At 59.8% G+C, this 21,222-nt stretch carries 17 protein-coding genes and 4 pseudogenes; 13 read left to right on the top strand and 8 right to left on the bottom strand.

Going from position 1 to position 21,222, the window contains the following annotated elements; translation table 11 throughout:
* The 6 genes and pseudogenes from ASC97_RS03575 to ASC97_RS03555 form a co-directional block, all read left to right on the top strand.
* Positions 1 to 600: pseudogene (locus tag ASC97_RS03575) on the top strand (porin); the annotation flags it as partial.
* A gap of 101 nt (positions 601 to 701) precedes the next feature.
* Positions 702 to 1,172 (top strand): annotated as a pseudogene (locus tag ASC97_RS32525) (porin); the annotation flags it as partial.
* A gap of 127 nt (positions 1,173 to 1,299) precedes the next feature.
* Complete coding sequence (locus ASC97_RS03570; protein WP_162246677.1) at positions 1,300 to 1,905, top strand: VIT1/CCC1 transporter family protein; 606 nt, start codon at positions 1,300 to 1,302, stop codon at positions 1,903 to 1,905.
* 132 nt (positions 1,906 to 2,037) lie between these two features.
* The gene (cax, locus tag ASC97_RS03565; protein WP_057466941.1) at positions 2,038 to 3,129 is read left to right on the top strand and encodes a calcium/proton exchanger; all 1,092 of its coding nucleotides are present in this window, start codon (positions 2,038 to 2,040) and stop codon (positions 3,127 to 3,129) included.
* Between the two features lie 104 nt (positions 3,130 to 3,233).
* A complete protein-coding gene (locus tag ASC97_RS03560; protein WP_057466940.1) occupies positions 3,234 to 3,584 on the top strand; it encodes a hypothetical protein in 351 nt (116 codons plus the stop codon).
* Positions 3,585 to 3,760: 176 nt separating this feature from the next.
* On the top strand, positions 3,761 to 4,570 hold the full coding sequence (locus ASC97_RS03555) for an aspartate/glutamate racemase family protein (RefSeq protein WP_200959431.1): 810 nt from the start codon (positions 3,761 to 3,763) through the stop codon (positions 4,568 to 4,570).
* Between the two features lie 89 nt (positions 4,571 to 4,659).
* Here ASC97_RS03555 and ASC97_RS03550 read toward each other — a convergent pair whose 3' ends face one another.
* The 3 genes from ASC97_RS03550 to ASC97_RS03540 all read right to left on the bottom strand — a co-directional run bounded on the left by ASC97_RS03550 (position 4,660) and on the right by ASC97_RS03540 (position 7,631).
* The gene (locus ASC97_RS03550) at positions 4,660 to 5,910 is read right to left on the bottom strand and encodes an NAD(P)/FAD-dependent oxidoreductase (RefSeq protein ID WP_274534138.1); all 1,251 of its coding nucleotides are present in this window, start codon (positions 5,908 to 5,910) and stop codon (positions 4,660 to 4,662) included.
* 77 nt (positions 5,911 to 5,987) lie between these two features.
* Positions 5,988 to 6,782: an SDR family NAD(P)-dependent oxidoreductase gene (locus tag ASC97_RS03545; protein WP_057466938.1), complete on the bottom strand. Its 795-nt coding sequence runs from the start codon at positions 6,780 to 6,782 to the stop codon at positions 5,988 to 5,990.
* Between the two features lie 57 nt (positions 6,783 to 6,839).
* Positions 6,840 to 7,631 (bottom strand): aspartate/glutamate racemase family protein, encoded by a 792-nt coding sequence (locus tag ASC97_RS03540; RefSeq protein WP_057466937.1) that lies wholly within the window; start codon positions 7,629 to 7,631, stop codon positions 6,840 to 6,842.
* Positions 7,632 to 7,813: 182 nt separating this feature from the next.
* On the opposite strand from ASC97_RS03540, the gene ASC97_RS03535 reads away from it, so the two are divergent.
* Positions 7,814 to 8,923, top strand: a complete 1,110-nt coding sequence (locus ASC97_RS03535) for an NAD(P)H-dependent flavin oxidoreductase (RefSeq protein ID WP_057466936.1) — start codon at positions 7,814 to 7,816, stop codon at positions 8,921 to 8,923.
* A gap of 121 nt (positions 8,924 to 9,044) precedes the next feature.
* Positions 9,045 to 9,860: a substrate-binding periplasmic protein gene (locus ASC97_RS03530; protein WP_162246675.1), complete on the top strand. Its 816-nt coding sequence runs from the start codon at positions 9,045 to 9,047 to the stop codon at positions 9,858 to 9,860.
* A 144-nt stretch (positions 9,861 to 10,004) separates the two neighbouring features.
* On the opposite strand, the gene ASC97_RS03525 is transcribed toward ASC97_RS03530, so the two are convergent.
* Positions 10,005 to 10,823, bottom strand: coding sequence for a citryl-CoA lyase (locus ASC97_RS03525; RefSeq protein ID WP_057466934.1), 819 nt, complete (start codon positions 10,821 to 10,823; stop codon positions 10,005 to 10,007).
* A 201-nt stretch (positions 10,824 to 11,024) separates the two neighbouring features.
* Here ASC97_RS03525 and ASC97_RS03520 point away from each other — a divergent pair, with 201 nt between their 5' ends.
* Positions 11,025 to 11,435 carry an acyl-CoA thioesterase gene (locus ASC97_RS03520; protein ID WP_200959430.1) on the top strand — a complete coding sequence of 137 codons (411 nt, stop codon included), beginning with the start codon at positions 11,025 to 11,027 and terminating at the stop codon, positions 11,433 to 11,435.
* A gap of 64 nt (positions 11,436 to 11,499) precedes the next feature.
* On the opposite strand, the gene ASC97_RS03515 is transcribed toward ASC97_RS03520, so the two are convergent.
* The 4 genes and pseudogenes from ASC97_RS03515 to ASC97_RS32515 form a co-directional block, all read right to left on the bottom strand.
* The gene (locus tag ASC97_RS03515) at positions 11,500 to 11,952 is read right to left on the bottom strand and encodes a MaoC/PaaZ C-terminal domain-containing protein (RefSeq protein WP_057466933.1); all 453 of its coding nucleotides are present in this window, start codon (positions 11,950 to 11,952) and stop codon (positions 11,500 to 11,502) included.
* A gap of 57 nt (positions 11,953 to 12,009) precedes the next feature.
* A pseudogene (locus ASC97_RS36155) lies at positions 12,010 to 12,100 on the bottom strand (4Fe-4S dicluster domain-containing protein); the annotation flags it as partial.
* Positions 12,101 to 12,156: 56 nt separating this feature from the next.
* A pseudogene (locus ASC97_RS03510) lies at positions 12,157 to 13,794 on the bottom strand (electron transfer flavoprotein-ubiquinone oxidoreductase); the annotation flags it as partial.
* 1 nt (position 13,795) lies between these two features.
* The coding region (locus ASC97_RS32515) for an FAD-dependent oxidoreductase (RefSeq protein ID WP_156390309.1) at positions 13,796 to 14,071 on the bottom strand (276 nt) is incomplete at its 3' end.
* Between the two features lie 252 nt (positions 14,072 to 14,323).
* Between ASC97_RS32515 and ASC97_RS03500 the strand changes: the two genes are divergently transcribed.
* The 4 genes from ASC97_RS03500 (at position 14,324) to ASC97_RS03485 (ending at position 21,164) form a co-directional block, all read left to right on the top strand.
* Positions 14,324 to 15,112: an SDR family oxidoreductase gene (locus tag ASC97_RS03500; protein WP_057466930.1), complete on the top strand. Its 789-nt coding sequence runs from the start codon at positions 14,324 to 14,326 to the stop codon at positions 15,110 to 15,112.
* 216 nt (positions 15,113 to 15,328) lie between these two features.
* Positions 15,329 to 16,594 carry an efflux RND transporter periplasmic adaptor subunit gene (locus ASC97_RS03495; RefSeq protein ID WP_057466929.1) on the top strand — a complete coding sequence of 422 codons (1,266 nt, stop codon included), beginning with the start codon at positions 15,329 to 15,331 and terminating at the stop codon, positions 16,592 to 16,594.
* Entirely contained in the window at positions 16,591 to 19,707 is a 3,117-nt protein-coding gene (locus ASC97_RS03490; protein WP_057466928.1) for an efflux RND transporter permease subunit, read from the top strand. The genes ASC97_RS03495 and ASC97_RS03490 overlap by 4 nt, the downstream gene beginning before the upstream one ends.
* Positions 19,708 to 19,871: 164 nt before the next feature.
* Positions 19,872 to 21,164 (top strand): Hsp70 family protein, encoded by a 1,293-nt coding sequence (locus ASC97_RS03485; protein ID WP_057466927.1) that lies wholly within the window; start codon positions 19,872 to 19,874, stop codon positions 21,162 to 21,164.
* The last annotated feature ends 58 nt before the right edge of the window (positions 21,165 to 21,222 follow it).

Here is a 21,222-nt window from a genome sequence, read left to right as displayed (position 1 = left end):
GCAGCGGATGCGATCGTCGCCGCTGAGCCGGAGCCGGCAGAGTATGTGCGCGTCTGCGACGCCTACGGCACGACTTACTTCTATATACCGGGCACGGAAACCTGCCTGCATATCGGCGGCTACCTGCGAACCGAGGCCAGGTTTGGCCGCGACAAAGCGGGCACCTCGGACTGGTCTTTCTGGCAACGCGCCCAGGTTAGTTTCATTTCCAAGAGCGAGACGGAATGGGGGACGCTCACCGGCTGGATTACCATTCGCGGCGAGACCGAAAGCGCGGACGACAACATCGTCTTCCTGGACGAAGGGTTCATCGATCTCAACGGATTCCGAGCCGGTATGCAGTACAGCTGGTGGGATGACGACCCAAGCGGTGAGACCGATGTCGTCGCGAGCAATGAAACCAAGCACAATTCGTTTCGCTACCAGTACGAGACCGATAGTTTCGCGGCCGGAATTTCCGTGGACGAACTTGAGGAAGACTATGCGACGAAGCCCGGCGAGGGGCCGAACGATGTCGGCATTGCCGCGCAGATCTCCGGCAAATCCGGAGGGTTCAGCGGATATCTCCTCGGCGGCTACGACACCGACACGGAAGAGGTTGGTCGGGATAGTGTCCTGGAAATCGGGCGTTACCATGAACTTCAGGAAGTCACGCGGGGAGAGGGTCAGTCTGAGGGTGAGTGGCCAGTTCACATCGGAAGACGAAGCCCGGCGAGGGGCCGAACGATGTCGGCATTGCCGCGCAGATCTCCGGCAAATCCGGAGGGTTCAGCGGATATCTCCTCGGCGGCTACGACACCGACACGGAAGAAATCGCCATACGCGGTATCGGCTATGCCGACGTCGGTCCGGGCCAACTCGGGCTCTACGCCGTCTGGGCAAGCGGAGCGAACTATTACTACGAGGAATCCGAGTGGACGGTCGGCGCGCAGTACGTCTGGAAGGCGACCGACACATGGACCTTCACACCRGGGTTCCAGTATTTCCACGCGATCGATCTGGATGCCGATGGGGATGGGTTTGGTGGAGGCGATGCCTGGACCGGCGGCATCACGATCGATTACCAGATCGCCGAGAATTTCGCTGCGAAACTCAGCACTCAGTACTACGATTCCGACAATGACGACGATGACCAGCTTGAGGGGTTCCTTCGTCTTCAGCGCGACTTTTAGGCGTTCGAAAGCGATAGTCTAGCAGTCCGTCAGCCTGCCGGGGCAAGCTGCCAGACTGTCCAACGCGAGATAGACACCCATGGACGCTCCGAAACGAACGCGTTCCGTTTTGGATCCTATCGATCGCATGTCCGAGATCATTTTCGGACTGCTGATGGCTTTGTCCTTCACCGGCACGATGAGCGCCTCAGTTGCAGCTGGCGACAAGGTCGGCGGCGTCCTCGTGGCCGCCTTGGGATGCAACGTTGCCTGGGGCATCGTGGACGGCGTCATGTTCGTGCTTGCGACGGCCGCAGAGCGCGCCAGGCATCTTCATCTGGTGAAATTTCTGCGATCGTCACCGCTGCCCGAGGCACGCCGAATCCTCGTCGAGAGTATCCCCGGGAAGCTCGCGAGCGTTTTCGCCGAGGCCGAATCTGACGCGCTCCTTGCGCGCATCAGGGCCGCGCCCGCGGCCGCGCGCGAACGTATCGTCACTCTGTCCGACATCAAGGCGGCGTTTCTGATTTTCTCGCTGGTGGTGGCGTCTACCCTTCCGCCAAGCATTCCTTTTCTCTTTTTAGACGATCTCCGCACTGCCATGCGCGTCTCGAATTTCATCGCGCTGGTTATGCTCTTCGTGATCGGCGCCCAGCTCGGCAGATACATGGGACGAAGTCCCTGGCCCACGGCGTTTGCAATGACGGCGATCGGAGCAGTCCTGGTCGCCGTGACAATCGCCTTCGGCGGATAGGCTGTCCTGTTGCGACTATGACGCGATCAATATTGCCAATGTCGATGCTTCGCGGGATAAAGGCAATATACGCATCCCAATCTCAGCCTATCAGCCTGCGCTCGACACGATCCCTCCAGGTGGATGTTCGTTATGGTTGCCCTTCTACGAGAAATCCGCGACAACCGTCTTCTGTGGCTGCTGTGCTTTGTCCCCATCGTGCTTGCCGCCGCAAAACTGATGCCGGAACAACATACTGTCCTTTTCGTGCTGTCCGTCCTGGCCATCCTGCCGCTCGCGCTCCTGCTCAGTCACGCGACGGAATCGGTGGCGGCCAGAACAGGCGACGCGGTCGGAGGCCTTCTGAACGCGACGCTCGGCAACCTGACCGAACTGGTGATCGGCCTGACCGCGCTTCGTGCCGGGCAATACGCGCTGGTGAAGGCATCGATCGCCGGGGCGATCGTCACCAATACGCTCTTCATGCTGGGTGCTTCCTTTCTGCTGGGCGGGCTCAAGCATCACGTTCAGGAATACAACCGGATCAACACCCGCCTGCAGTCCAGTCTACTGTTTCTGGCCATCGTCGCCATGCTGATACCCTCGGCGATCTCAGCCGATTCCGTGGTGATGTCAGGCTTCAGCCAGCAATTGAGCGTCGGCCTGTCTGTTGTTTTGATCGTCACCTACGGGCTGGGCCTTTTCTTCTCGCTGAAGACCCACAGCGAACTCTTCACGGCTGTCGAGCATTCGGACAGCGATGAGGTGCCCCCTTCGCTTGGGATCGCGCTTGCGACCCTAGCCGTCGCTACGGTTTTCGTCGGGCTGGTCAGCGAGATTTTCGTTGAATCGGTGCAGCAGGCTGCGGTGGAATTTGGAATGACACCGGCATTCGTCGGCTTCATCATCGTGGCTTTGGTCGGAGGTGCTGCCGAGATGGCGTCCGCTTTCGCCGGCGCACGCAAGAACCGGCTGGATTTGAGCGTAGGCATCGGCCTGGGAAGCGCCGCCCAGATCGCGCTGTTCGTTGCTCCCGTGCTCGTGCTCCTCAGCTATGTCGTCGGCCCAACGCCGATGAGCCTCGAGTTCTGGCCAAGCGCCGTTGTCATGATGCTCATCGCCGTCATGGCCGTGATACTGGTCACCAACAGCGGGCGTTCGGCATGGTTTGTCGGCGCCCTTCTGCTCATCGTCTACCTGATCCTCGCCATGACGCTCTACCTTCTCCCGCCGCAGCTGGAGTAGCTGTCCGGTGCGCGGATCGGCACAGCGGAACTCGACTCTTGAAAGCTGAGGTAGTAATCTCAACCACGAAAGCTCAATAAAGGCATCCACGGGGGTCTTCGAGCATGATCGCTACATCTTCCGGTCGAATTCTGCGCGATAGCTTGGGCAGGATAAGCCTGGCGGCAGCTATTGGCGTCTTCGCCGTATGCTGGTCCGCGGCCCATGCCGCCGAACCATTGGACAATTTCCCCTTCGTCATTACCTGCGAATACAAGGGGATGCATCATGCCTATTATCTGTCGCGGCTCGATGCCGGAGGTGTCGCCACCTATATAACGCCGGACAGACTTGCAGGGACGATTTCCGTCGACGGAACGGCCAAAGCCTCCGGTGAATCGAAGGTGGGGACCTGCCTTGGCAAGACGCTCAAGGAGCTGCGGTCCAGCGGCCAGGCACGTGACCTCAAAGGCTAGAGCGCTTCCGCTCCTGGCCGATGTCCACATACAAATCTACAATGCCTGCATCGCGGCTCAGGTCGGTCGATGCCCTTGGCTCGTCGCCACTCGAACTCGTTTCCATTGGTTGACTGATGAGACAAATTAACATACGCATTGGTCAAATTATGCGATTTTGAACGGGAGACGATCCGATGCCGCGTCGAATAAACTTCATCAACCCTTTTGGCACGACGGCCTATGACAATCTCATCAGGGAAACGCTGTCGCACTACGCGATGAATGACACCATGCTGGACATAACCCATCTCGAGGGGTGCCCGGCTGACATGGACTATTTCTACCCCAAGCATATGGTCGAGGCTTCCCTGTTCGATGCCGTGATGAAATCCGAAGAAGAAGGCTACGATGCGGTCATCAGCGGCTGCTGCTATGATCCGGGCGTCATGGTTTCGCGCGAGCTCGTCAGTATCCCGGTTGTCGGTCCGTTCGAAGCAAGTTTGAGCATGCTGTCCTATTACGGCCGGACTGCGGTGATCGTGGCAGACCATGTGAAGGCCGGTTCCCAGATGAAGGACAATGTGAAGCTTTACGGAGCTTCAGAACGCATCCTCGGCCTGGATGTGATCGATTGGTATGTCAAGGATATGGTTCTCGACACGTCTGCGGTTGCCCGCGATGTCGTCGAGCAGACGGCAAAGTCGATCGAGCGAACGGGTGCGGAAGCCGTCATCCTGAACTGCACCATTATCGCCGCCTCCTATCAGAAATATCTGATGAACGGTGGAGAGCCAGCTCCGTTCCCGATCCTGAACCCGAACTTGATGGCACTCAGCATGGCGGAGTCTCTCGCGAACCTCTACCAAAAGGGGAACTATCAAATTTCACGGCTGGGCTATTATGGCCAGCCCAAAGACAGCCATTTCCAGAGCGTTACCAAGCAGACGCGACGCGCTTGGCAGAATGCCCAAGGAAACCTGACTGCGAGCTACGCCGCAAAGTAGTTCCAGTTTCAATCACCGACAGCAAAAAGCAGGAGCGCCGGGCGCTCCTGCTCTTTTTTTGTTCTGGCGTATCCCGGCGAAAAACCGTTCTACCATAGAACCGGATCGTCGATGGAAATGCCGGCATGTCGCGAGACAGCGAACGGGGTCATGTCCAGGGAGGGGCTTTTCCCGGTTATCAGCTCCATCACGAGCTTGCCGGTAATCGGGCCTGCCGCATTTCCGAATACGTGGCCGGCGGCAATCGTCACACCGGAAGCGCCTTCCAGTTCGCCGATGTAAGGCATGCTGTCGGGCGTGGATGGGAGCATGCATGCCCAGGCTTTCTCGACCTCCTGATCGCGAAGTGCCGGCAGATGTTCCGCGAAGACCTTTGCCGTGATGCCAACCCCTTCGAGCGCCGAGGTTTGCTTGTAGCCTGGATAATCCATCGCACAGCCCATCAGGACAGTGCCATCAAGCCTCTGGACTGCACATTCCAGCAGCTCGACGTTGGCGAGAGAAGCTTCGGTGGGAGAACGGAAAAGGTCGTCGCGATAGCTCGGGAGGTCCCGGACCATCGAGTATTGCTTCAGCGCCAGCGGACCGTAGAGTACCGGTTTGAACTTCAACTCCATCGGTGTCGTGGACATCGCCTGCAATCGCATGGGGCGGATCGGGAGCTTTACGTCCAGCTTTTCGAGGAAGGGTGCACTCCATGCGCCGGTTGCCACAACCACGCGTTCGGCAGAAATAGCTCCCGCATCGGTCTCAACGCCAACGGCCTTGCCGCCCGAGAGCGAAATCGAGAGGACCTCCGTGCGGTCGAGCACCGTACCGCCGCGTGCAACGAACGCGCGCCCTAGCGCCTCGACGAATCTGGGCGTGTAGATCTGCGCGTCGTCATGGCAGTAGGTTGCCCCGGCTACGTTCTCAGGCAGGATGGGGCAGAGCTCGATCGCCCGCCGGGAGTCCACCAGCTCCATATTTAGTCCGTCGGCCCGTCTTGCCTCGGCCAACTCGCCAAGCACTTTAAGCTGAGCATCGTTGAAGCAATAGATCATCCCACCGTGCTGGCGGAACTCGAAATCATTGCCGATATCGTCGACGATGCCCGGATACAGGTCTCGTCCGGCGCGGGCCATGTCGAGTTGAACGCCGGCCGGCCGCAAGCTCAGCCAGATGAATCCAGCGTTCCTGCCCGAAGCACCGTAGGCCAAGTGCTCTTTTTCGACGACCGTGACCGACAGACCGGCCTGTTGCAGGAAGTAAGCCGTGGACATTCCAACGATGCCACCGCCAATGACCACTACGTCCGCATTTTTCATCTTGCTTACCATCTGAAATGTTGTTGGCGCGATTTCGGCCGTTCTCGGATCGCGGGGGTAGCCCTCGCAATGGCATCTCCTGCCATCACGGTTGTTGGTGTCGCCGCGATTCAGGTCGCCGTCCAGCCGCCGTCAATTGCGATAGCTTGCCCGGAGACGTAGCTTCCGGCATCCGTCGCCAGAAACAGAGCGACCGCTGCAACCTCTTCCGGGAGCCCCTTGCGCCTGGCTGGAACCAGCCGCTTGTATCCTTCGGGATCGCTTCCGACGCCCTTTTGCATATCGGGTCCATCGGCACCCAGGATGGCGGCGGAGTTGCCGCGAATGTCCGTCTGGATCACGCCCGGGCAAATTGCGTTTATGGTGATGCCGTATTGGCTATGGCTGACGGCGATCTGACGCGTGAGGCCGACGACGCCAAACTTCGATGCCGTGTAAGATGCGCCATCGGCGGCACCTCGAAGGCCACCGACGGACGACGTATTGATAATGCGGCCGGCGCCCCTGGTGACCATGTGCTTCAAAGCCGCTCTGCAGCCGAAGAACGTACCCTTCAGATTAATGTCGATGATCTGATCCCAGAGTGCCTCGGTCGTTTCCAGGCAGTCGGCAAATCCGTCGAAAACCCCGGCGTTGTTGACCATGACGTCGACCGCGCCAAAACGTTCGACGGCGCCGTCGACAAGCGCGTTCACCTCGGCTTCCTTTCGGACATCCGTCTTTTGAAAGGATACCTTCAGCCCCTTGGATGCAAGCTCCCCGGCAAACGCCGTTCCAACGTTGTCCAGAATGCCGCCTACGACGACGTTTGCGCCGGCCTCGGCGAGCGTGCGCGTTATTGCGGCGCCAATCCCGGTCTCCCCGCCAGTTATGACGGCCGTGCGTCCCGACAAATTCAGTTCCATAGTCGTCTCCAAATTGGATGTCATTCACATTCCGGTCCAGCCCCAAGGGAGAGCTGCCTACCGCCTGAACGGCGGCTTCGATGCGTTCCAGGTCCGACGCGCGGTTTCGAATTCGTCTTTGAAATGGCCGGTGGGCTGCATGTAGAAGCCCTGACGGGCAATGGAGTAGCCGCCCTTCCGGTGAAGATCGGCAAGGCCCTCAGCCATCTTGAGCGCCATCAGGTTTGGATTGATAATCGGCACATCAGACGGTACCCCACCCTCCATCAGATATTCCTGATAGATTGCGGCGATAATCGTGCAGCCCATGATGACCGTTTCTGCACCGAAGCGCTGAGCGGCCTCCTTCGACAACCGCACGACGTCGTTCGCTACGGCCTGGCGGTCTTCGATCATGTCTTTCACGAACCAATCGATAGCATCGACGCCACGGACGGTGTTGCCCTGGCCGTTCAGTCGGGCCTGATCGTAGATGTAGGGTACCGCCTTGCGATGGTCGGTGAGCACCATCGTCGAGTGCCCATAGTAGGCCGCCATCTGGAACGAAGCTTCAAGCGGACCGATCACGGGAACGTCGACAAGTTCGCGCGCCACCCGCACGCCCGGATCATACAGGCAGCCGACGATGACGGCATCGTAGCCAGCCTCCTGCGAAACCATGATCGCTTCGTAAAGCGCCTGTTCGATCATGTGCTTCGAGTAGAAGAAGTCGATGTCCGCCGGGCAGTTCTCCAAGTGGGTGACGTCTAGAGCGGTCCCCTCCGAAGCGTAGTGGGACAGTGTCTTCAGGATGATCTCGTCATAACTCGCGGAGCCAAACGGATTGATGAAGTTGATGCGTTTCGTCATGACGGCCTGCTCTCATAATCTGACTAATGAGACTGTAAATTTGACTATTGAGTTTGATCGCCCTTTTCGTCTGTTGTCAAGCGGACGCCGCAAAGATTGGCACCCGACAAGAAACAGGTTGACATACTCGATGGTCAAATTAAAAGTATTTAAGGTACACAAATCCGGCGAAGAGGTTTCTTATGAAGACGGCTGTCACTGAGATGTTCGGCATCGGGATTCCTGTCTTTGCTTTCAGCCATTGCCGCGACGTGGTTGTCGCAACGTCCAAGGCCGGCGGCATGGGGGTTCTTGGCGCAGCCTGGATGACGCCCGAGCATCTCGAACAGGAATTGAAGTGGATCGACGAGCACATCGACGGCAAGCCCTACGGCGTCGACATGATCTTCACCTCGGCGGCCTCCGATATCTCAGGTGGAAAGAGTCCTCGGAAAATCCTGCCTCGCGGGCACGTCGAATACATCAATGCTCTGATGACGGAAGACGGAGTTCCCGAGTTGCCTCAGGAGGACGTCGACGGCTGGTACGAAGAGTATGCTGCCAACCTGAGCTTCACGCAGGACGAGAGTGACGCGCTGTTTGAGGTTGCCATGCGGCATCCCATCAAATTCCTGGTCAGCGCTCTTGGTGTTCCACCGTCCCATGTCGTCGAAAGGGCCCGCCGGGCAGGGATCAGGGTCGGTGCTCTGGTCGGCTCCAGCCGCCAGGCCGAAAAGCAGGCGGACGCCGGCATGGACGTCATCATTGCGCAGGGTACGGAAGGCGGCGGCCACACCGGGAGCGTAGCCTCGATGGTTCTTTGGCCCGAGGTGGTCGATCGCGTCGCTCCGATACCGGTGTTGGCTGCAGGCGGCGTCGGCAACGGGAGGCAAATGGCTGCCGCGTTGGCTCTGGGGGCTGAAGGAGTCTGGTGCGGAACAATTTGGCTTGGCACTGTCGAAAGCGAATTGAACCCCGATATGCGGGACGTCCTCTACGCCGCCAAGTCGACGGATGCCGTGATCACCTACGGCTATACCGGCAAGCCGTGCCGCGCGATCCGCAGCAAGTATACGGAAGCATGGGCCGCGGACGATGCGCCGAAGCCCCTGGGCGTCCCCTATCAATCGATCTTGTCGGGTGAGCCATTCCGACGCGCCGAGCGGTCGCATCGGAAGGACTGGATGACCTACGCCTCGGGCCAGGTCGTAGGACAGGTAAACGAACCGAAAACAGTAAAGCAGGTCATCTTCGACATGCTGACTGAGTATGCGGACGCGATGGAGCGCATGGAGACGCTCCTCCAGGACTAGGGCCGCTGTATTTGAATGAGACCGGGAAGTCGCGCAGGTCGTGATTTTTTGGACATCCGGCTGTGAGGTGAGGTCGGTACCTCGATCACCTTGGTCAAAAAGCAAAAGAGAGGGAATGAAAATGAAGCGACTATTGGCAATAACTGCTCTGGTTCTGGCAGCCCAGGGGGTATCGGCATTTGGTGCCGAGTGCACGACCAAGGTAAAGACCGTTCAGGATGGCAAGCTTGTCGTTGCTGCCTACGACTATCCTCCATTCTCCGTTACCGCCGGCGGTGACATCTCAGGCATCGACGTCGATATCGTCAAGCGGGCTGCCAAGGAAAACTGCCTGGAGGTGGTTCCGATGGTTCTCGATCCTGCGGCGACCATCCAGGCGGTTGTCAGCGGCAAGGCGGATATCGCTGTCGGAAGCTGGAACCGTACAGAGAAGCGTGCCAAGGCCGTGTCGATGTCCGCGCCGACCTACCTCGACCCGATGGGCATTTTTTCCAAGAACGGATCGGACACGGTCGCGTCGTTCGAAGGGAAAAACGTCGGAACCGTCCAGGGCTACCTTTGGGTCGGCGAGATGCAGAAGATGCTCGGGCCGAAACTGAAGCTCTATCCCACCCCCGTCGCACTGGCGCAGGACCTGGAGGCCGGACGTATCGATATCGCCGCAGACGGTTACAATTCCGGCGCTTACATCCAGAAGACGGCCGATGGCTACAAGGGCATCCAAATCATGTTGGCAAAGCCGGATGAGCGTATCCAGGCATCCATCCTTCCCGCCCAGGCCGGCGTGATCTACACCAAGGACAACGAGTCTCTCGGTGCCGCGCTCGACAAGAGCATCGAAGGTCAGCACAAAGACGGAAGCATCGTGAAGGAATTGGAGGCAGCAGGCTTCGACAAGAAGGTCGGCGAGGTCGGTGAGCCTCGCATGGTGAAGTAAGCAGTCAGTTTCATTGTCTTTGGATCGCTCCGGGTCATCCTCGGGGCGATTTTTTTGTCGTTTGCATTTGCCTGATCCGGGGTGTCCGAGAAGCCGGCCCGTTGGGGCGAGCGCCTCGCGATGAGACGCTCGCCCCACATCTTTTCAAGCGGACCAGCCGGCGGTCTCGAGGTCCTTGGTCAGGTCCCTGCGTTCCCGCGTGTAGTCGACCAATTCATCTGGGAGCGTGCGGATGCGCGTCTTCGACTGAAGCTCTTCGGAGACATGGGCTACAACGCCCGGGAAGGTCGACAACAGGGCGAGACCGGTCATTTCGTCCGGTGTAAATGCCATCTCGGTCAGGATCGCAGCCATCATGCCGACTTCGTTGATGACCATCTCGGGCTTGTTGACCCGCTTGATGAATGCGCGATGGACCGCTTCGTACCAATCGCACACATCGCTCCAAACGCCGGCTTCGACGGCAATCGACTTAAGCTTCTGCGCACGTGGATCGGTGTATTTGAAGTTCGGATGGCCGAAGCCACCAACTCGCATCTTCTTCTCACGAATTTCATCTACGGCAGCTTCTGCGCATGTGTCGATGGAGTGGTCGGCCTTGCGATGGGTGTCATAGGTGGCACGGATGAACGCGCCGGCGCTGTCTGGAGCCAGCGTGTATTCCCCGGCGGAAAGTATGGCCGTTGCAAGCCCTGCGACCATCGATGGGTTGCCAGAGACGCAGTAGCGTGCCGCCACAGTGCCGGGCTTCTTGAGAGAGTAATCCAGAACGGAGCAGAGGATCGCGTCGATCATTTTCGTCTGACCCGGTGTCGGCAGCGTTCCCCGGATAAGCAGGTACGTCGCGGCGGCGAACGACATATTCCCGATAATGTCGCCGAGGCTGTAACCGCGAATGAAGACATCTGCTTCTTCAACGTCACTTACACTTGTGGTCCACGACTTTCGCACATCGGTGGTCATTGGGTACTGCCCTTCCTGATTGGATCATGCGACCATCCGCTGGTCGGCCTATCAAATTATTATCAAGAATCGAAATATTTGTCTAGCGGGTATGTTTTTCAGATTTAGTGGTATAATTTCTGTCGCGATGATTTTTGCGTATTGTTGCCAGTCGGTTCGACTGCCGTTTGCTTGGCTGGTCTATTCAAGGTGGAGGATGTCTTGAGAACATATTCGGGCGTTGTGTATCCCGCGAATTGCGATGCCATGGGACACATGAACGTGCAGTATTACGTGGCTGCTTTCGATCAAGCGATGTGGCACCTCGTGCACGCGCTTGGATATCGCGCGGAGTGGCAGACCGAGAAGCGGGAAGGCTGGGCCGATGTCCAACATAATATCAGCTTCGCGAAGGAGTTGAAGGTCGGCAGTCTTTTCTACATTGAAAGCAGGGTCGCCAACGTAGGCAGGAAATCCCTCACGACTGTCCATCATCTGTATAACATGAGCGACGAGTTGTCCGCGTCCAACGAGATCAAGTCAGTGTACTTCAATCTGGCCGAGCGCAACGGAATGATCCTGCCGGACGACATCAGGTCAAGGGCAGAAGACGCATTGAGGGCGTCGGGTTGAATGCCGGAGGTGCGGCCTGATTTCTGCGGGACAGAGCCTGCATCGTCGTAACCGACGGCTGCACTCAAATCTGCCCGGGATCACGCCGAACGAGGTTTTTGATAACCGCCGAAAACACCAGCACGCCATGCTCGTCGAAGGTCTCGGCAAGCCAATGGACAATTCCCAGGTCGGGTTTGCTTTTCGATTCCCGCAGGGACTTCACGGTAAACAGCGCGCTGAGCAAGCTGTCCGGCCGGACCGGCTTATGGAAGCGGACGTCATCGACGCCCAGGCCTGCGATAGCGTTTCCGGTGAACACCCCAGCGTTCACACCAAGGCGCATGGTCAGCGCGTAGGTGTGGGCTCCACTTGCTACAAGCCGTCCGAAAAACGAGTTCGCCGCCGCCGCCTCGTCAAGATGGAAAGGCTGGGGGTCGAACTCGCTGGCGAACCGGACGATCGCATCCTTCGTCAAATGGATTGGTTCACTTCGGATGCTGTATCCCTCCGATAGGTCTTCATACCACATGTCCATTTTCTCTGGCTTCCTGCGGGCTATTCCCGGCGTTGCACCTGGTAGGCCCCGCGAACCTCACATATTCGGATAGACCGGTCCCTCGCCGCCCTGCGGGGGGACCCAGTCGATGTTCTGGTTGGGGTCCTTGATGTCGCAGGTCTTGCAGNCTGTATCCTAGGTCACCTCATGTCAGCTTTTAGCGTTATTGTTCATGCGCGAACCTCACATATTCGGATAGACCGGTCCCTCGCCGCCCTGCGGGGGGACCCAGTCGATGTTCTGGTTGGGGTCCTTGATGTCGCAGGTCTTGCAGTGGACGCAGTTCTGGGCGTTGATGACGAAGACTTGCCTGCCGTCCTTCTCGACCCATTCGTAGACGCCGGCCGGACAGTAGCGGGTCGAGGGGCCGGCATAGATRTCGTGCTCGGAGGATTTCTGCAGGCCTAAGTCCTTCACCTTCAGATGCACCGGCTGGTCTTCCTCGTGGTTGGTGTTCGACAGGAACACCGAGGACAGGCGGTCGAAGGTCAGAACGCCGTCCGGCTTCGGATAGGCGATCGGCTTGTGCCGCGAGGCCGGTTCCAGCGATTGCGCATCGGTCCTGCCGTGCTTCAGCGCGCCGAAGATCGAAAGGCCGAAGAGCTGGTTGGTCCACATGTCGAGGCCGCCGAGCGCCACGCCGATGGCGGTGCCGAACGTCGACCACAGCGGCTTGACGTTGCGCACCCGCTTCAGGTCCTTGCCGATGTCGCTTGCGCGCCAGTCGTTCTCGATCTCGATCACCTCGTCATTGGCGCGGCCGGCGGCAATCGCTGCGGCGATGCGGTCCGCCGCCATCAGGCCCGAGAGCACCGCGTTGTGGCTGCCCTTGATGCGGGGCACGTTGACGAAACCGGCCGAACAGCCGATCAGCGCGCCGCCGGGGAAGGACAGCTTCGGCACCGACTGGTAGCCGCCCTCGGTGATCGCACGCGCCCCATAGGACAGCCGCTTGCCGCCCTCGAAGGTGGTGCGGATGGCCGGATGCGTCTTGAAGCGCTGGAACTCCTCGAAGGGAKAGAGATAGGGGTTCTTGTAGTTGAGGTGGACGACGAAGCCGACGGCGACGAGGTTGTCCTCGAGGTGATAGAGGAACGAGCCGCCGCCGGTCTTCATRCCGAGCGGCCAGCCGAAGGAGTGCTGCACCAGGCCCTGTCTGTGGTGCTCGGGCTTCACCTGCCAGAGCTCCTTGATGCCGATGCCGAATTTCTGCGGCTCGCGATCCCTGGAGAGATCGAACTTGGCGATGAGCTGCTTGGCGAGCGAGCCGCGCACGCCTTCGCCGATCAGCACATATTTGCCGAGAAGTTCCATGCCGCGGGTGAAGTTCGGGCCGGGTTCGCCGTTCTTCTCGATGCCCATGTCGCCGGTGGCRACGCCGATCACGGCGCCCGCCTCGTTGTAGAGCACTTCGGTGGCGGCAAAGCCCGGATAGATCTCSACACCCAGCGCTTCGGCCTTGGCGGCGAGCCAGCGACAGACGTTTCCGAGCGAGACGATGTAGTTGCCGTGGTTGTTCATCAGCGGCGGCATCAGGATATTGGGCAGCCGCACCGAGCCGGCCGGGCCGAGCAGCAGGAAATGATCGGCCGTGACCTCGGTCTTGAAGGGATGGTCGGCCTCGTCGCGCCAGCCGGGCAGCAGCCGGTCGATGCCGATCGGATCGACGACCGCCCCCGAGAGGATATGCGCCCCGACTTCGGCGCCCTTCTCGAGCACGACGACGGAGAGGTCGGGGTCGACCTGCTTCAGCCGGATCGCCGCCGACAGACCGGCAGGGCCGCCGCCGACGATCACCACGTCGAATTCCATGCTTTCGCGNCAGCAGGAAATGATCGGCCGTGACCTCGGTCTTGAAGGGATGGTCGGCCTCGTCGCGCCAGCCGGGCAGCAGCCGGTCGATGCCGATCGGATCGACGACGGCCCCCGAGAGGATATGCGCCCCGACTTCGGCGCCCTTCTCGAGCACGACGACGGAGAGGTCGGGGTCGACCTGCTTCAGCCGGATCGCCGCCGACAGACCGGCAGGGCCGCCGCCGACGATCACCACGTCGAATTCCATGCTTTCGCGCTCGGGCAGCTCTGTCGTCTCAGTCATCCATCCATCTCCGCTAGGCCGGTCTTGCAGCCATTTCCCCCGTGATGAGGTATCTCTTGTCAAAACGCAGAAGCGTTGTCGAGCCGGGAAACGACAGCCGCTCCCCCATTTCGCGCAACGGCCTTCTCTGAACAGAAGAATTATATGCCGTTTACGTCAACGTCAATAAACTGACGCAAATAACGGGCATCTACCCTTCCCTTTCCATCGTTGCGCACCCTATAGATTGGACGGAAAAACTGGAGGCTTCAAATGGATCTCGGTATCTACGGCAAGAATGCCCTCGTCCTGGCGTCTTCGCGCGGGCTCGGCCACGGCATTGCCGTCGCCCTGGCCCGGGAAGGCGCAAATGTGCTGTTGTGCGGCCGCAGCGGCGAGACGCTGGAGGCGAACTGCAAGGCGATCAATGCGGAGGGCAAAGGCAAGGCCGACTGGATCTGGGCCGATCTGTTCGACGACAATTTCGTCGAGAGCGTGACGGCAGCGGCAAAAGCCAAGCTCGGAAGCGTCGATATCCTGATCAACAATACCGGCGGACCGACGCCCGGGACAACGGAGGATATGACACCGGAGAAGCTGGAGACCTATTTTTTCTCGATGGTGCTTCGTGTCATCGCTCTCACCAACGCGCTGCTGCCGGACATGAAGGCGCAGGGTTGGGGCCGGATCCTGACCGTTGCCTCGTCGGGCGTGATCGAGCCGATCGGCAATCTCGCTTTGTCCAATACGCTGCGCCCTGCCCTTGCCGGATGGAGCAAGACACTGGCAACGGAAATCGGCCGCCATGGAATCACCGCGAATCTCTTGCTTCCCGGCAGCATCCTGACCGGCCGCCTCGACGATCTCGACGGGGCTGCGGCAAGGCGAACCGGCAAAAGCATGGATGAAGTACGAGCCGGCAAGGAAGCTCTCATTCCGGTCGGGCGCTACGGATCCGTCGAGGAATTTGCGGCCACGGCCGCGTTTCTCTGCAGCCGGCAGGCAAGCTATATCACCGGCAGCCTTGTCAGATGCGACGGCGGCGCCGCGCGATCCGTCTGAATACAAACGACAATCGGGCGCTCCGAGGCAGCGCCCGCAGCGTACCGGGTCAGCATGCCTCATGTGTTTATATTAGATATATCTTTCATTACAGAAATTTAAGCTATAATAACCACTTAGTGATGGCCGCCGGAGAATTGTGTCTTTTTTGCGCCGCAATAAACGTGGTTCAATAGAGCTGCATTTTCGCGCAACTCGTCCTGACCGGTCTTACCCATGAAGAAACTCTGGATCACCATTTGTATCGTTGCGGCAGCCGGTTTCGGCGCCTGGCACTATAGGGATCGCATTCCCTACCTTTCGCAGTTCGGTACGATGGCAACGCAGCAGGCAGATGCTGCAAGCGGCCATCAGGCCGGCAGCGACGGTGCGCAGCAGGGAGGCAGCAAGGGACACAGCCGCGGCAACGGCGGACCGACCCTGGTGAAGACGGTTGCGGCGATCAAGACGGTGCTGCCTCGTGACGTCACGGCTTCCGGCTGGGCCGACGCGGACGACAATACGACGATCGCGGCCCAGGAACAGGGACTTGTCACCGACATCGTCGCCACCGACGGCGCAACGGTCAAGCGTGGCGACCTCATCGCGAAGCTGGACGACCGAACCGCTCAGGCGACTGTCGACAAGGACAATGCGATGATCGTGAGGGATACGGCAACTTTGGCGGAAGCAGAAACCGCCCTGACGCGCGCCTCCGACCTGCTGACGTCCAAGGCCGGCACGCAGCAGACCTACGATCAGGCAAAGGCTGCACGCGACACCGCCGCCGCCACCGTCCAGGCCGACAAGGCAGCACTTGCCTCAGACGAGGTGCTGCTCGAGCATACGCAGATCAGGGCGCCGTTCGATGGCCGCCTCGGCGACATCGCCGTCAGTCCCGGCGCTTTCTTGAATGCCGGCTCGGCCATCGTCACAATTGCGAAGTATGATCCGATCTATGTGAAGTTCCACCTCCAGGAGCGCGACCTCAGGCAGTTGAAGCAGTCGCTTGCGGCGGGCACCGTCGACGTCACCACCGTTCCGCAATCCGGCAAGGGCAAGGCGCGGAAAGGGACGATCAGCTTCTACGACAATACCGTCGATCCGGCGTCCGGGACGATCCTCGCCAAGGCGAAGTTCGAGAACGCCTCCGGCGCGCTTTGGCCCGGCCAGTCGGTCAACATCGTTGTCCATTTCAACAACAACGAACAACAGGTGGTCGTTCCGACCGTGGCGGTGAGCCCGGGCGCGGACGGCTTCTTTTCGTTTGTCGTAAAGGATGGGAAGACGCAACTGGCTCCGGTAACGGTCGCGCGCGCCAACGGCGGGTTCAGTGCCATTTCCGCCGGCCTCTCAGAAGGCGATCACGTGGTGATCGAAGGACAGGCCCAACTCGTCGACAAACAGGCGGTCAAAGAGGAATTCGACGACAAGGCGCTGGATGTCGCCGCAGCCGATCAGCCGAAGAAAACCGAAACCATCGTAGCGGGCACAGAAGAATGATACCGAATTTCTGTATCCAGCGTCCTGTCGCCACCACCCTGCTTGCGATCGGCGTCGTTCTTGCCGGCATTGCCGGCTACCAGCTTGTGCCGGTGGCAGCCCTGCCGCAAGTCGACTTTCCGACCATCAACGTCTCCGCCGCCCTCACCGGCGCCTCACCCAAAACGATGGCGACATCGGTCGCCACGCCGCTCATCAAGCAGTTCGAGACTATTCCCGGCATCAGCGAAATCAGCGCTACAAACTCGCTCGGCAACACAAGCATCGTCCTGCAGTTCGACCTGAACCGCAGCATCGACGCGGCTGCTGCCGACGTTCAGGCCGCGATATCGCATGCGACCCGGCAGTTGCCCGACAACATGACGACCCCGCCGAGCTATCGCAAGACCAACCCGGCCGACGCGCCGGTGATGTTGCTTGCCGTGCAGAGCAATACAATGCCACGAAGCAAGCTCGATGAGATCGCTGAAAACATCATCTCGCCGTCGCTTTCGACGCTTCCGGGTGTTGCCGAAGTTTCCGTCTTCGGCGCGCAGACATATGCCGTGCGCGTCGAAGTCGACCCGAACAAGCTTCTCAACCGCGGCATCGGCATCGATACGGTCAACAAGGCGCTGGTCGCAGCAAACAGCCAGGTGCCTGTCGGCACGCTGCAGAACAACAGCCAGAGCATGACGATCAACGCCGACACCCAGCGCACCAATGCGGAACAGTTCCGTTCGCTGGTGATCGCCAATCCGGGCGGTGCGCCGATCCACCTCGGCGACGTCGCTGACGTCCAGGACAGCGTGGAAAACCAGAACACCGGAAGCTGGTACGACGGCAAACAGAGCATCATCCTGGCTATCCAGCGCCAGCCGGATGCGAACACCGTTCAGGTGGTCGATGCGATCAACGCCAAGCTGCCCGCCCTTCACGCGGAAATCCCGGCATCGGTGACAACGCAAATCATGAACGATTCGGCCAAGCCGATCCGCGACGCGATCTCGGACGTCAAGTTCACGCTGCTCCTGACGATCGGCCTTGTCGTACTGGTGATCTACCTGTTCACCGGCCATCTGACGGCAACGCTCATTCCGGGTCTCGCCGTTCCGCTGTCGCTGATTTCGACCTTCGGGATGATGTATGTGCTCGGCTACAGCATCGACAACATATCGCTCCTCGGATTGACACTGGCGGTGGGCCTCGTCGTCGACGACGCCATCGTGATGCTGGAGAACATTCTGCGTCATGTGGAAGATGGAATGCCCGTTCTCGACGCTGCGATAAAAGGGGCGGGCGAGGTGAGCTATACGATCATCTCGATGTCGGTGTCGCTGATCGCCGTTTTCATCCCGATCCTTCTGATGGGCGGCGTCGTCGGCAGGATCTTCAACGAGTTCGGCATGGTGGTGGCGATCGCCATCGTCGCCTCCGCGATCGTTTCGCTGACCGTGACGCCAATGCTGGCCTCGCGGCTGGGAAGCGGCCACGAACAGCCGCCGTTCTTCATTCGCTGGTTCGACGCCGGTTTCGAGCGGACGCTCAGAGGCTATGAGAAGGCCGTCGGATGGTGCCTTTCCCACCGGCCGGCCATTCTGGCGCTGTTCCTCGCTTCCGTAGGGCTGACCGTCTATCTGTTCATGACGCTGCCGGCTAGCTTCTTCCCGACCGAGGACATCGGCCGCCTGAACATATCGACACGGGCGCGTCAGGACATTTCCTATCCTGCCATGCAGGCACTGCAGAATCAGGCAGCGGATCTTGTCAAACAGAACCCGGCGGTGAACCATGTGATGTCGATCGTCGGTGGCAACGCACGCAGCCCGCTCAACAACGGCACGATGTTTGTAGAGCTGAAGGACAAGGACCAACGCGCGCCCCTGGACCAGACGTTGCGTGAACTGCGCACCAGCATCAGCAAGATCGCGGGTCTGCAGGCGTTCATCACGCCCCAGCAGAGCCTGCGCTTCGGTGGACGCCAGACGGCCAGCCAGTATCAGCTCGTCGTTCAGGCGCTGAGCGCCGATCAGACGAACCTCTGGGCCGGCAGGATCCAACAGGCGATGCATGCCGATCCGCGCTTCACGGATGTCACGTCCGATGCGCAGAACAATGCGCTGCAAGCCAACATCGTCGTCGATACCGAGAAAGCTGCTGCCTTCGGTATTGACGACGATCAGTTGCGCACGACACTGCAGGAATCGTTTGGCGGATACGCGGCGGCGCAGATCCAGTCCACCGGCGACAGCTATGACGTGATCGTCGAATACGACACCAGCAAGCCCTGGGATGACCAGAAGCTTCAGGAAATCCGTGTCGCATCAAGCAATGGTACTCTCGTTCCGTTGTCGAACTTCGCCGAGGTCCAGCGCACCACCGGTCCTGTCACGATCAACCAGACGGGGCAGCTGGTCTCGACCACGGTTTCCTTCAATCTGCCCGCGGGCGAAGCGCTCGGAGATGCAACGGCCGCGATCGATCAGATCAAGAAGGACATTAACATGCCGGCGGACATCTTCACCTCCTACGGCGGTACCGCGCAAATTTTCGAACAGTCTCAAGGCAACACGCCGCTGCTCATCCTGGCGGCCGTGCTGACGATCTATGTGGTACTTGGCGTGCTCTACGAGAGCTTCATCCACCCGCTGACGATTCTATCAGGCCTGCCGGCAGCGGCGCTGGGAGCTCTGCTGGCACTCAGGGTCATGGGCTTCGACCTGTCCATCATCGCGTTGATCGGCCTTTTGATGCTGATCGGCATCGTCAAGAAGAACGCGATCATGATGATCGACGTCGCGTTGGAAAACCTCCGCTCGGGCACCGGGATGTCCTCCTCCGAGGCTATCCACGAAGCCTGCGTCAGACGCTTTCGGCCGATCATGATGACGACCTTCTGCGCGTTGCTCGGCGCGCTTCCGATCGCCCTCGGCACCGGCGCCAGCTCCGAGCTTCGCCAGCCGCTTGGTATTGCCGTCGTCGGCGGCCTGATCGTGTCCCAGGCGCTGACGCTGTTCATCACGCCCGTGATCTTCGTCGAGATGGGCAGGCTGAGCGATTGGCTGCTAAGCTTCGGCCGCAAGAAAAAAGCCGAGGAAGATGAAGAGGTTCCCCGGGCGATCGCCGCCGAGTGACCCCACGGGCGCCGATGGCGCCCGTTTCATTTTTCAAGCGACGTCTTGAACATGACCGACCTCTGTGGCATCACGCGCCCTCTTTGAATTCGGGCGCCGACCCGCGCCCCCGGCGGAGCAGATGCTCCAGTCTCAGACAACAATCTGCAACAAGAGGTGCTGGCATGGCTCAGGCGCTGGGTTTAGACTTTGGCACGACGAACACGGTGCTTGCCACGGCGGATGGCGAGACGACCCATTCCATGGCGTTCACCAGCGCGGCAGGCACTTCCGACAGCATGCGCACCGCACTCTCGTTCATGAAGGACGGCCGACTCCGCACGTCGGCCCTCAAGGTCGAGGCTGGCCATGCGGCTATCCGGCAGTTCATCGACAATCCCGGCGATTGCCGCTTCCTGCAGTCCATCAAGACCTTTGCCGCCAGCGCCCTCTTCCAGGGCACCTTGATCTACGCCAAGCGCCATACCTTCGAGGACCTGATGGAGGTGTTCGTTCAGCGCCTGCGAACCTATGCGGGCAACAACTGGCCGTCGGACGTCCAACGGATCGTCGCAGGGCGGCCGGTACATTTTGCCGGCGCCAACCCCGATCCCGCACTGGCGACCGAGCGCTACAACGAGGCGCTCTCCCGCTTCGGCTTTCCCGAAATCCACTATGTCTACGAGCCGGTGGCTGCCGCTTTCTTCTTTGCGCAAAACCTGAAGACGGACGCAACAGTGCTGGTTGCCGACTTCGGAGGCGGCACGACCGACTATTCGCTGATCCGTTTCGAGACGGTCGCGGGAAAGCTGACCGCAACGCCCATCGGTCATTCGGGTGTCGGCGTCGCCGGCGACCACTTCGACTATCGCATCATCGACAACATCGTTGCGCCGCAGATCGGCAAAGGGAGTCATTTCAAAAGTTTCGACAAGATTCTTGAGGTTCCCAGCAACTACTATTCGAGCTTCGGCCGCTGGAACCAGCTGTCCATCTTCAAGACGTCGCGCGAGTTCGAAGACTTGAAGAAGCTGGTGCGAACGGCCCTGGAACCGGAGAAGCTCGAGACCTTCATCGATCTCGTCGACCACGACGAGGGTTATCCGCTCTACCAGGCGGTCTCCGCAACCAAGATGGCACTCTCCTCTGCCGATGAAGCTGCCTTCGACTTCGGACCGCTGGGGCGCGGGGGCCATCGCACGGTGCGTCGCGCGGACTTCGACACCTGGATTGCCGACGACCTGGCGCGGATCGAGGGCGCGCTTGACGATGTTCTGGAGAAGACGAACACGGCATCGACAGCCATCGACAAAGTCTTCCTCACCGGCGGCACCTCTTTCGTGCCGGCCGTTCGCCGGATCTTTACCGAGCGCTTCGATTCCGGGCGCATCGAGACGGGTGGAGAACTGCTGTCGATCGCGCATGGCCTGGCTCTGATCGGAGAACGCGACGACATTGCGCAATGGACGGTGCAATAGGTCGCTTGTGCGCCCCGTCGCTCTTTCATTGATGGTGCGGCTTCGGTAAAGTCGCGCG

Origin of the sequence: Rhizobium sp. Root1203 (assembly GCF_001424945.1) — a bacterium.
Lineage (GTDB): Bacteria > Pseudomonadota > Alphaproteobacteria > Rhizobiales > Rhizobiaceae > Rhizobium.
Note: the sequence above shows the minus strand (reverse complement) of the source record. Positions and strands in the feature narration are given on the sequence as shown.